Consider the following 10,660-nt stretch of genomic DNA (forward strand, 5'->3'; position numbering starts at 1 on the left):
AACCACATTACATTAGAACGTCTACAAGAAAGGTGGTTTATTCAGGTGGATGATTTGGTTTTGGCTAGAAGTCTATTTGGCACGACAATGGGCTTTCATATCATTTTCGCAACGCTGGGTGTCGGCTTGCCGCTCATGATTTTAATGGCGGAATTGATTTACCAAAAAACAAAGGATGATCATTACGCAATTATGGCAAAAAGATGGACAAAGGCGCAGGCTGTTCTGCTGGGGGTGGCCATCCCGACCGGAACCATCGCAGGAACACAGCTGGCTTTGTTATGGCCCGGCTTTATGGAGGTTATCGGAAGAGTGATGTCGCTTCCGTTTCAGATCGAAATTTATGCTTTTTTCATAGAAGCATTGTTTATGTCCATTTATGTGTACGCTGCGGACCGTTTAACCCCTGCGATGCGGATTACCGCCGTCGTGTTTGTTTTAATCGGAGCGGCGGCTTCAGCTGTTCTGATTACAAATGTGCATGCGTTTGAAGGGACGCCTGCCGGTTTTAAAATTGTAAACGGACAGATTACAGATGTTGATCCATGGGCGGCATTTTTTAACCCTAGCTTTTTCGTCACCGCAACCCATGTCGTTTTGACTGCTTTTATGACCGGGGCTTTTATTGTTGCTTCTATTGCCGCCTACAAAATGATCCGAACAAGAAAAAATGAACAAGTCTACCGTTTTCACCGCAAGGCGCTTCTGCTCGCTTTGATCATCGGCGGAATCTTTTCTGTGGTTACGTCTCTGAACGGCCATGAATCAGCTCAAATGCTTTATAAATATCAGCCGGAAAAACTGGCGGGAGCGGAAGGGCTGTTTGAAACCAGGTCGCATGCGCCGTTAGCGATCGGCGGCTTTACGGATGCAAATGAAGAAAAGGTAAAATGGGCCATTGAAGTTCCCTGGGCCTTAAGCTTTTTAGCGGCAAACAGCTTTGACACCGTGGTAAAAGGCTTAAATGCTTTTCCAAAAGATGAATGGCCTCCCTTATTCATTCACACATTATTTAACGGGATGGTCGGAATAGCTATGGTGCTTATCCTCTATTCCATCGTCGGCTTACTATGGAGAAAAGTATTGAAAAAAGACCGCTTTCCGACGTGGCTGCTGGTCATTTTCGTAACGGCGGGGCCGCTCAGTTTGATCGGAATTGAATTCGGCTGGATTTTCGCCTGTACGGGAAGACAGCCGTGGGTAATCTATCACCTTTTGAAAACCTCGGATGTGGTCACGACAACAGGCTCAATCGGCGTATTATTTATGCTCTTTACTTTTGTCTACGCCGTGCTTGGAGCAGCTGTCGTTTATGTGCTGCTTTATTATTTCCGCAAGCATCCCGTTGATGAGGACTTAAAAGCGGCAGAGTCTTAATTACTAATGGAAGGAAGTTATATTGATGCAAATGGACATTTCATCAGATGCTCTGATCGCAATTTCAATTGTATGGGGATTCGTGTTTATATATGCCGTTATGGCGACAATGGATTTTGGGGCCGGCTTTTGGTCCATGATCTATTTGAATAAAGAACAAACAAAAGCGACCGGCATCGCCAACCGATATTTATCGCCGACTTGGGAAGTCACAAACGTTTTTATTGTCGCCATTGTCGTCGCGCTGTTTAGTTTCTTTCCGGGGGCCACCTTTGTGCTTGGTACGGTTTTATTGATTCCGGGCAGCATTATTTTACTGCTTTTGGCGATTCGAAGCGGATTTCTCGTTTTTTCAAATACGGCGAAGGAACGTAAAATCATGAGATACATTTCCGGCATCTCTGGGTTTATTATCCCCGCAGTTTTAATTCTTGTCCTGCCGGTGACACATGGAGGATTTATTGAAAAAACGAACGGCATTTATCATTTAAACATGGCCAGCATCTTTACAAGCCCTAATGCTTATTCATTTATTGGATTTGCGATTTTAACCACGTTGTTTCTCTCCTCGCTGCTTCTGGCGGATTTTTCAAACGTGGCGGAGGAAGAGCACGCATTTCGCATTTACAGAAGAAGCGCCTTGATTACCGGGCCGCTGTCACTCATAATGGCCCTGTTTATTTTACTTACCTTGCGTAATGAAGCAAATTGGCTTTATACCGGTATGATGAAGGATTTGACCTGGCTTATTGCCTCGGTGGTCACATTTATTATTGCCGGCATCGCCCTCTTTTTGCCTAACAAACGCTTCGGCAAAAACCTTGGAAAACCAAGAATCGCGGTGGTGGCGATTGCCATTCAATATTTCTTGGCGAGCTACGCGTACGGACGGGCCCATCTCCCTTATATGATTTATCCGGATATTACCATCATGTCAGGTTTTACAGAGCCCGCAACCTTCAGAGCTTTGTTTATGACTTACATTGTCGCCTTTATTATCTTATTTCCGGGATTCTATTTCTTCTGGAAATTGTTTATGAAGGATAAACGGTACATCCGCCAAGAGGAATAGCGCCACACAGGATGGCTATACTAATAACGTACCTTTATCTAGGAGGGTGATGGCATGGATCAAAAAATTTTATGCGAAGTCAATAACTGTTCATATTGGGACGAAGGAAATAAATGTACGGCCGATGCTATTTATGTCGTCAGCCATACAGGAGAAACTGCTGAAAATAGCGAAGAAACAGATTGTAAAACATTTAAACCTCATAAGCATTAATTATTGCTGAAAAAGCTGCTCCCAATTAATCAAAGAGGCTTGAGTATGAACTCAAAGCCTCTTTGATGATTTCGGCCACTCGCCGGGAATTGAACATGTCCCGGTACAATATACGCATCAGACGAACCATCGGCAGGAAGTTTAAGGTATCCTCTGCCACTTTAGCACCGGGTGCAAGCAAAACCGGAGGCTGGTCATAATCCGATTTGTCACAATCGGGGAAATTCGTAAGGAAAAACATTCTTCATTAACACAAGCAGCAGATGGAATGCAGCCGAATGGGCACTATGACTTTTGAAAATAAGCTGAGAGCTCCTGATAAGCGTCCCTCAGCTTGTTTTCACTTTTCGCCCTGTCAGCCGCTTTGAAATGAAGCCATTTGCAGGAGAAAACAAAAAGGCCGTTAAGAAAAATACGCCTGTCATAGCAGCCATGGCCCCGGAAATGGAAACATTCAGCCATGTAGCGAAGTAATAGCCTGAAACGGCGGAGAGTGCGCCAATCGCTGCGCTTATGATCAGCATATGCAGCAGCCGATCGGTCAACAGATAGGCAGCTGCCGGCGGGACAATCAGCATCGCAACCACCAATATAGCACCGACAGAATCGAAGGAAGCGACAGTCGTAAGCGACAGCATTCCCATTTGTACGTAATGGATAAACAGAACCGGAATGCCAAGTGCCAGCGCCATTTCAGGATCAAAAGAAGAAATTTTGAACTCCTTGTAGCACAGTATAATAAGCAGCAAATTAATGATCAGCACAGACGCCAGCATCCAGAATGCTTTTGGGCCGATATCGGTTCCGAACAAGGACACCGTATTCCAAGGCACAAAAGCGATCTCTCCCATTAATGAATGCTCGACATCAAGATGTACATTTCCTCCGTAGACAGATAATAAAATCACACCCACCGCAAATAATGAAGTAAAGACCACACCGATGGCAGCATCAGACTGGACGCCTTTGCTATGCAGCAGCTGAACAAAAAACGCCGTTAAAAGCCCGACCGCCGCAGCACCGATAAACATAGAAATACCGTCAAGACTGCGGGTGACGAGAAAAGCTCCCACTATGCCGAGCAATACAGTATGGCTGATCGCGTCTGCAAGCATTGCCATTTTTCTCAGTACAAGAAAGGTGCCGATTAATGCGCAGCTGACACCGACTAATATCCCCGTTACAATAATCCACGCCTCAAAGCTCATTGATCATCTGTCCTTTCTCTATTTCCCGATGATGCGGACGGAGTGCGGGCATTCTTCCATGCAGCTTCAAGAGGCTGACGAGCCTTTCTTTCATTTCATCCGATAAACGCTCTGGCTTAAAATCATCTATTCCGCCCGCATCCACACTCGACAGCTCCATTTCATGCATTAAATATATCTCGTACATACGATATGCAAGCGCCAGTCTATACCCTTTTTCAAGTCCTGAACGCGTCACTTTCCATGTATCATGTTCTGATCGAAGAATATATCCCTCTTTCTCCAGCAGTCTTAAAGACCTTTTACATAATGCAGAACTGATAGGCCTTTTCTTTCTCACGCTTCCTTCTGTGATATCGGCTTCCTTTGTTTTTTCGTTCAGCTCATATATTGTCAGCAGAACCTGTTCATAACCCGTTTTTCTTCTCAGTTTAAGCAGCCTGACCGCCTTTGCGGCTAACCCGCGTCTCGGTGCAAATAATAGAGAGAGCAAAAATACACAGGTGGCAGTAAGAATAATCAGAGGCCCTGTTGCCATGCCATTCATCGTCGTGCTCAGCAAGGTTCCCGAAGCACCGCTGATTCCGCCGATCAGACCGGCTATTACGGCCATCGCCGTCAGGTTTTCTGTCCAATATCTCGCAGCAACCGCGGGTGTGATCAGCATGGCCGCCATCATAATCACACCCACCGTCTGCAGTCCGATTACAACAGCACATACGATAAGCAGAACGAGAAGCCCGTTTAGGAACTGAACCGGCATTCCCAGCCCTTTGGCAAACGCCATATCAAATGTTATGATTTTGAATTCTTTAAAAAAGACCGCACAAACCAGTAATAAAACGGCTGAAATGACTGCAATAATGACAATATCCTGTCTGACCAAAGATGCTGCCTGGCCGAACAAAAATGAATCAAGACCGCTTTGATTGCCGGAACCGAGTTGCTGAATATAAGTCAGAAGCATGATGCCGACACCAAAAAAGACAGACAGAACGATACCGATAGCGGAATCCTCTTTAATTTTCGAATGCCCGGTAATCTGCTGAATACACCATGTCCCGAGTAAACCGAAAACCGCAGCACCGATCAAAAAAAACAGCAGTGATTTCTGTCCGGTTAAGAGAAAAGCAATACAAACGCCCGGCAAAGCCGAATGAGCCATCGCATCACCAATCAGACTCTGTTTTCTCAAAAGAACGAAGCTTCCGAGAACGCCGCTTGCGATTCCAAGAAGCAAAGTTCCCGCCAAAACCCACTGAGTATTCGGGTGCTGAAGCTGAAGCCACACATTTTCTATCAATACACTCACCCCTGACTCCCTTCAACCATGACTTTATCTTTGAGAAAGGCGAGCCTTCCTCCATAGGCTTTTTGCAAATTATCTATGGTAAACACTTGTTCCGTTGGCCCGAACGCAATTTTCCTGAGATTAAGCAGCAAAATCCAGTCAAAATAATCTTCAGCCGTCTGCAAATCATGATGAACGACAAGAACGGTCTTCCCCTTTTGCTTTAATTCAGTCAACAGGGTGATAATTGCCCGTTCCGTTGCCGCATCAACGCCGACAAACGGCTCATCCATAAAATAGATATCGGCATCTTGGCACAATGCTCTGGCAAGAAAGACCCGCTGCTGCTGTCCGCCTGATAGCTGGCTGATTTGTCTGTCGGCATAGTCCAGCATGCCGACTTTGTCCAAACAGATCCTAGCTAACCCGACATCCGATTTTTTCGGCCTTTTCAGCCAGCCGATATGGCCATATCTCCCCATTAAGACGACATCAAGTGCGTTTGTTGGAAAATCCCAATCAACAGATCCTCTTTGGGGAACGTATCCGATTTTTTTCCGCTGCTTGCTGTATGTTTTTCCGTAAATCGAGACGTCGCCGGACGCGCGGGGGATGAGTCCCAGGATCGCTTTGATTAAAGTAGATTTTCCCGCTCCGTTCGGTCCGATGATACCGATCAATTTTCCTTCCGGCACCTGCATCGAGATGTCCTGCAATACAGGCTTTTTATGATAAGCGACGGTTACGTTTTCAATGTCAACAGGGTACATTTTCTTCCCCCTCTCTGCTTATTTAAGTGAATTGACAATTGTATCAATATTATGTGTAAACATTCCTTCATATGTTCCTTCCTCTGTCCCCTTTGCTCCCATTGCATCAGAATATAGCTGGCCGCCGATTGACACATTGTGTCCCTTCTCTTTAGACCCCTCGACGACTGCGTTTATTGACTTTTCAGAAATGCTGCTTTCAACAAAAACAGCTTTAATATTTTTATCCGCCAGTACATCAACCAGCTCTTGTACATCCTTTAATCCGTAATCCGAATCGGTGCTGAGCCCTTGCAGTCCTCTCACCTCAAACCCATACTCCTTCCCAAAATACGCAAAAGCATCATGAGCAGTGACTAGCACCCGGCTTTTCTTGGGAATGCTCTCAATTTGATCCCGCGCTTTTTTATCTAAATTTTTCAAATTTTCTTTGTACTTCTCTGCATTCTTTTTAAACTCATCGGCGTATTCCGGTTTTGCTTCCCTTAATTGTTTTTCTACTTCATCAATAGCGTACAGCCATAACGGAATACTGAACCAAACGTGCGGGTCATACGTATCTTGGTCTTCTTCTGTCGTTATCAGCTTCTCCTCAGGAATAGCCTCAGCAACGGGAGCAGTCGGTTTTTGCTCACCGATTTTTTTAAGTATATTCTCCATTTTCCCTTCTAAATGCAAACCGCTGTACAACACAATATCAGCGTCGGTTAATTTTTTTGTATCGCCTTGGGAGGCTTTATACAAATGAGGATCAACGCCAGGTCCCATCAATGAGTTGACCTCGGTGTGTCTGCCGCCGATTTTTTCCGCCGCATCCGCTATTTGGGCCGTTGTGGCCGTCACTTTAAGCTTGTCATCGCCGCTCCCGCCGGAAGACTTTGAACCGCAAGCCGTTAATGCAAAACTAACCATAATGACTGCCATAAATAATGCGCTTTTTTTCATTCCATTTTCCCTCCCCGAATGCATGCTAAAAAATAAGAATATACTCCTATTCTATGTATTCTTTTTTTAGACATGTGACATTTAATTAGCTAAAAACACTTTTTGTTCTCATGTGACAAAAAGTTTCCTTAGTGCAAAATTATCGCGTATCTCCATTTTTGTCAAGCTGTTTTCATAAAAAAAAACCGGCTGAAATCAGCCGGTTCAAACGAGAAGGGGATGTTTTATCTAACGGTTTTACTATAGCAGCAAGTTTAAGATCTTCACAAATTGCTAAAAAGCAATTATCTCAGCTGTTTCTCGTAAAAACATCCATTTTTGTCACGTATTTTCTCATAATTTCTTGATTCACCTCAACGCCTAAACCCGGCTTCTCCGGCACAGATATAAAGCCTTTATCAATGCGGATGTCCGGTGTCACGATATCTTCCTCCCAATACCTGGATGAGGATGAGATATCCCCCGGTATCGTAAATTGAGGCAATGAAGCAAGCGCCACATTCTGCGCTCTGGAAATGCCTGTTTCAAGCATACCGCCGCACCAGACTGGCATATGGTGTTCTTTGCATAAATCATGAATCTTGAGTGCTTCAGTCAATCCGCCGACCCGGGACGGCTTTATATTGATAATCTTGCAGCTTCCCAGTTCAATAGCCCGTCTTGCATCATCAGCCGAACAGATGCTTTCGTCAAGGCAAATAGCCGTTTTAAGATGCTTTTGCAAGTGGCGGTGGTCGACTATGTCATCAGCCTGGAGAGGCTGTTCAATCATCATTAAATGAAAATCATCAAGCTCTTTAATTCGGCTGATGTCCTTCAGCTGATAGGAAGAGTTTGCGTCAGCCATCAGCGGTACTTGAGGGAATCGGCTGCGAATCGCTTTTAATAGCTCGATATCATTCCCCGGCTGAATTTTAATTTTAATCCTTTGATAACCTTCTTTTATATATTGTTCGATATCACGCAGCATATCATCCAGCGGCGCAAGACCGACAACCACGCCTGCGGGAATTTTTCCTCTTGAACCGCCGAGCGCTTCAGCAAGCGTGATGCCCTTGCGTTTCGCGTAGATGTCCCATACAGCGGATTCCAGTCCGGCTTTTGCCATCCGGTTTCCTTTAAACCGCTCCAAGCTGTTCGGCACGTCAGAGGGGTGGGTAAACTCGCGGCCGACTACATTAGGAATAAAGAAATCCTTCAGCATATGTAAGCAGGTTTGAATCGTTTCCTCAGTGTACCACGGAGAGGAGAACGCGGACACTTCTCCCCAGCCGACAACACCGGACTGATCAATCGCCTCAACAATTAAAAATTTACGTTCTTGAAGCGTTTCTATACTTGTCTTGAATGGCTTTTTCAATTTCATACTTACATGATAAAGCGTGATTTTTTCAATCTGAATCATAACAGCTCTCCTTTACATGCATCCTTCAGCTGATGTCTCAAAAGTTTGTTTGAGGCATTTCGCGGCAGCTGATCCAGTACAAAAAATTTTGCCGGTATTTTATATTTAGCCAAACGTTCTCTGCAAAACGAAGCCAGCGCTTCTGCACTGACCGGATTACGCAAAACAAGATAGGCATGCGGCACCTTTCCCCATTTGGGGTCCTCGGCTCCTGATACACCCGCTTCGGCTACAGAAGGATGGGCGAGCAGCGCGGACTCCACTTCTGCAGGATAAATATTTTCCCCCCCTGAAATGATTAAATCAGAACGTCTGTCCAACACATATAAAAAACCTTCATCATCCAAATAACCGAGATCGCCGGTTTTAAACCACCCATTATGAAAAGAAGCTTCATTTGCACTTTCTCGGTTAAAATAACTTTTCATGACATTCGGCCCTTTAACCATAATTTCTCCATGTTCAAGCGGCTCACACGTTTCACCGTCTTTTTCAATTCTGATTTCACATGAAAACAACGGCTTACCGGCTGATCCGAGCTTATCCATACTGAATTCAGGTGAAAGGGTGACAATCTGCGAACACGTTTCCGTTAAGCCATACGATTGAAAAACCGGAAATCCCTTCTGACGGCATTCTTCAAGCAAAGACAGCGGAGCGGGGCCTCCTCCAAGCAGAATACATCTGATCGAATCAGGACAGCGATCCGTTTCCGTCAAAAGGCTCGATACCATTGTCTGCACTGCCGATATGATTGTCACCTGATGCCGGCTGATCGAATCCAGCACATCACTCACAGAAAACCTTTCATGAAGGACAACGGCCATCCCGTATATCACAGATTTAAACAAAGCCGACAGCCCGCTGATATGAAACAGCGGCAATGCGATAAGCCAGCGATCCCGTTCGGTTACACCTAAATTAAGAGCTGAGGACACCGCACTGGAATAATGGTTTCCGAATGTTTGCTGCACTCCCTTCGGCCTGCCCGTCGTTCCCGAGGTATACATGAGCGTTGCCGTATCGTCCATTTGCATATAAAATTCAACCTCAATGTCTTCTGTTTCCACTGCAGCCAGCTCATCGACGTCAACCGTCTTGATTATATGCTCATAATCCTGTTTCCGGAAGTTTGAATCCGTCAGTAAAAGCTGGGCCGCGGAATCCTTTACCTGAAACAGCCTTTCATGTTTGGATAGTTTTGTATTTAAGAGTACAACTTTGACGCCTAGCAGAAAGCAGGCGTGAACGGCGTACACCATTTCGGCTCTGTTCCCCAGCAAAATGGCAGCTGTGTCTCCTTTATGTAAAGAACACGAGGAAAGCTGCGCGGCCATTTTTTTCGAGGCGGCATATAGTTCTGCAAATGTGAGGCTTTTGCCTCCATAGATGAGAGCGATTCTCTCAGGTGTTAGCTGCGCCCTTTGAATGAGCCAGTTGGGCTGTTCTGTCAGCATATCATCATCTCCGAGGTAAAATTACTGTATTCTAAAAGAAAACAGCTTGGACCGCAATGGCTCAAGCTGTTTCAAGTACGTTTGATCACGGAAAACGAGGGAACTGTCCGAAATCAGGATCGCGTTTTTCCTTAAAGGAGTCACGGCCTTCTTTTGCTTCATCTGTTGTGTAGTAAAGAAGAGTGGCGTCCCCTGCAAACTGCTGGATTCCGGCAAGTCCGTCTGTATCCGCGTTAAACGCAGCCTTGAGAAAACGGAGAGCGGTCGGGCTTTTCTCAAGCATTTCTTCACACCATTTAATCGTTTCTTCTTCAAGCTTTTCCAAAGGAACAACCGTGTTGACAAGCCCCATTTCCAAAGCGTCCTGTGCGTTGTATTGACGGCATAGGTACCAAATTTCACGCGCTTTTTTGTGTCCGACGATACGCGCCAAGTAGCCTGACCCATAACCTGCATCAAAGCTTCCCACTTTAGGGCCTGTTTGTCCGAAGATCGCGTTATCAGCGGCGATTGTTAAATCACAGACAATATGGAGCACATGGCCTCCGCCGATTGCATAGCCAGAAACCATGGCTACGACAGGTTTAGGGATTACCCGGATTAAACGCTGTAGGTCCAGAACGTTAAGTCGCGGGATTTGGTCGTCACCGACGTAGCCTCCATGGCCGCGCACTTTCTGATCTCCGCCTGAACAAAATGCTTTGTCTCCCGCACCTGCAAGGACAATGACACCGATATTTGAGTCATCTCTCGCGTAAGCAAACGCGTCGATCATTTCGGACACCGTTTTAGGGGTAAACGCATTATGTACCTCTGGTCGATTAATTGTTATTTTGGCAATGCCGTTATACGTTTCATACAAAATTTCATCATATTTCCGTTCGCTTTTCCATTCTGCAGCCATTATAATGACCTCCTCTAT

The 10,660-nt window shown here is 45.4% G+C and carries 10 protein-coding genes; 3 read left to right on the top strand and 7 right to left on the bottom strand.

Annotated elements, in window-relative coordinates:
* Positions 1-45: 45 nt before the first annotated feature.
* Genes GXP75_RS20475 through GXP75_RS20485 form a run of 3 tightly spaced genes read left to right on the top strand, consistent with a single transcriptional unit; the run spans position 46 to position 2,662 of the window.
* A complete protein-coding gene (locus GXP75_RS20475) occupies positions 46-1,377 on the top strand; it encodes a cytochrome ubiquinol oxidase subunit I (protein WP_061571917.1) in 1,332 nt (443 codons plus the stop codon).
* A gap of 31 nt (positions 1,378-1,408) precedes the next feature.
* A complete protein-coding gene (locus tag GXP75_RS20480) occupies positions 1,409-2,449 on the top strand; it encodes a cytochrome d ubiquinol oxidase subunit II (RefSeq protein WP_214914144.1) in 1,041 nt (346 codons plus the stop codon).
* 54 nt (positions 2,450-2,503) lie between these two features.
* The gene (locus GXP75_RS20485) at positions 2,504-2,662 is read left to right on the top strand and encodes a DUF1540 domain-containing protein (RefSeq protein ID WP_003324931.1); all 159 of its coding nucleotides are present in this window, start codon (positions 2,504-2,506) and stop codon (positions 2,660-2,662) included.
* Positions 2,663-2,991: 329 nt separating this feature from the next.
* Here the strand turns inward: GXP75_RS20485 and GXP75_RS20490 are convergent, their stop codons facing one another.
* The 7 genes from GXP75_RS20490 to menB form a co-directional block, all read right to left on the bottom strand.
* Complete coding sequence (locus GXP75_RS20490; RefSeq protein ID WP_003324926.1) at positions 2,992-3,870, bottom strand: metal ABC transporter permease; 879 nt, start codon at positions 3,868-3,870, stop codon at positions 2,992-2,994.
* The gene (locus GXP75_RS20495) at positions 3,860-5,182 is read right to left on the bottom strand and encodes a metal ABC transporter permease (RefSeq protein WP_313897128.1); all 1,323 of its coding nucleotides are present in this window, start codon (positions 5,180-5,182) and stop codon (positions 3,860-3,862) included. Before GXP75_RS20495 ends, GXP75_RS20490 begins: the two co-directional genes overlap by 11 nt.
* Positions 5,179-5,931, bottom strand: coding sequence for a metal ABC transporter ATP-binding protein (locus tag GXP75_RS20500; RefSeq protein ID WP_003324923.1), 753 nt, complete (start codon positions 5,929-5,931; stop codon positions 5,179-5,181). Before GXP75_RS20500 ends, GXP75_RS20495 begins: the two co-directional genes overlap by 4 nt.
* A gap of 18 nt (positions 5,932-5,949) precedes the next feature.
* Positions 5,950-6,876, bottom strand: coding sequence for a metal ABC transporter solute-binding protein, Zn/Mn family (locus GXP75_RS20505; protein ID WP_242557738.1), 927 nt, complete (start codon positions 6,874-6,876; stop codon positions 5,950-5,952).
* A gap of 289 nt (positions 6,877-7,165) precedes the next feature.
* Complete coding sequence (menC, locus tag GXP75_RS20510; protein ID WP_242557739.1) at positions 7,166-8,281, bottom strand: o-succinylbenzoate synthase; 1,116 nt, start codon at positions 8,279-8,281, stop codon at positions 7,166-7,168.
* Positions 8,278-9,738 carry an o-succinylbenzoate--CoA ligase gene (locus GXP75_RS20515; protein ID WP_242557740.1) on the bottom strand — a complete coding sequence of 487 codons (1,461 nt, stop codon included), beginning with the start codon at positions 9,736-9,738 and terminating at the stop codon, positions 8,278-8,280. Before GXP75_RS20515 ends, menC begins: the two co-directional genes overlap by 4 nt.
* An 85-nt stretch (positions 9,739-9,823) precedes the next feature.
* Positions 9,824-10,642 (bottom strand): 1,4-dihydroxy-2-naphthoyl-CoA synthase, encoded by an 819-nt coding sequence (menB, locus tag GXP75_RS20520; protein ID WP_003324916.1) that lies wholly within the window; start codon positions 10,640-10,642, stop codon positions 9,824-9,826.
* Between the last annotated feature and the right edge of the window lie 18 nt (positions 10,643-10,660).

This window comes from Bacillus sp. HU-1818 (assembly GCF_022695965.1).
GTDB classification, from domain to species: Bacteria; Bacillota; Bacilli; order Bacillales; family Bacillaceae; genus Bacillus; species Bacillus atrophaeus.